Source organism: Flavobacterium hiemivividum (genome assembly GCF_004349145.1).
GTDB classification, from domain to species: Bacteria; Bacteroidota; Bacteroidia; order Flavobacteriales; family Flavobacteriaceae; genus Flavobacterium; species Flavobacterium hiemivividum.
The window spans coordinates 1-1,230 of record NZ_SMFO01000033.1; the positions used below are offsets into that span (position 1 = coordinate 1).

A 1,230-nucleotide genomic window follows, 5' to 3' on the forward strand; every position below is an offset into this window, starting at 1 on the left:
GAACCATTAGGATTTACTATTAATGATCCGTTTGGTGTTGAAGTTATAACAACATCACTTGGAGTGACCGGAGTTCCGTTCAAGGTATCGTTTGTCAATACATTAACTACATTGATTCCTCCTGTACTTCCATTAATCGGTCCTACTGTATCGGGTCCTGCATCAATTGCTGCACCTGATACCGTTACAATTACCACTGCCTGGTCACAATTAGTCGGATTTAAAATCTCACAAATCTGATATGTCAGGGTATAACTTCCTGCCGGTGTATTTGGTACTACATTAACCGTAGTTCCAATTAGTGTTATACCTGCATGAGTTGAAGAAACAAAAGTCGTATTTACTTCTGAGGCCGTAACCGGTTGTCCGTTGAGTGTATCATTTACTAAAACATCAGCTACCGCTACTCCGCCAGTATATCCATTAGCACTACCAGCATCATCATTGGCAACAATTGCAGGAGCAATTACAGTAACAGTTACCGTAGCCGTATCACAATTGCTTGGATTTAGTATCTCACAAATAGTATAATTTACGGTATAAGTTCCTGCAGGAGTGTTTGGTATTACATCTACAGAACCATTAGGATTTACTATTAATGATCCGTTTGGTGTTGAAGTTATAACAACATCACTTGGAGTGACCGGAGTTCCGTTCAAGGTATCGTTTGTCAATACATTAAATACATTGGTTCCTCCTGTACTTCCATTAATCGGTCCTGCTGTATCGGGTCCTGCATCAATTGCTGCACCTGATACCGTTACAATTACCACTGCCTGGTCACAATTAGTCGGATTTAATATCTCACAAATCTGATATGTCAGGGTATAACTTCCTGCCGGTGTATTTGGTGCTACATTAACCGTAGTTCCAATTAGTGTTATACCTGCATAAGTTGAAGAAACAAAAGTCGTATTTACCTCTGAGGCCCTAACCGGTTGTCCGTTGAGTGTRTCATTTACTAAAACATCAGCTACAGCTACTCCGCCAGTATATCCATTAGCACTACCAGCATCATCATTGGCAACAATTGCAGGAGCAATTACAGTAACAGTTACCGTAGCCGTATCACAATTGCTTGGATTTAGTATCTCACAAATAGTATAATTTACGGTATAAGTTCCTGCAGGAGTGTTTGGTATTACATCTACAGAACCATTAGGATTTACCGTTAATGATCCGTTTGGTGTTGAAGTTAAAACAACATCACTTGGAGTGACCGGAGTTCCG

1 pseudogene is annotated in these 1,230 nt (G+C 40.2%); it reads right to left on the reverse strand.

The features are described from left to right. Positions 1-1,230, reverse strand: a pseudogene (locus tag E0F98_RS16110) (hypothetical protein); the annotation flags it as partial.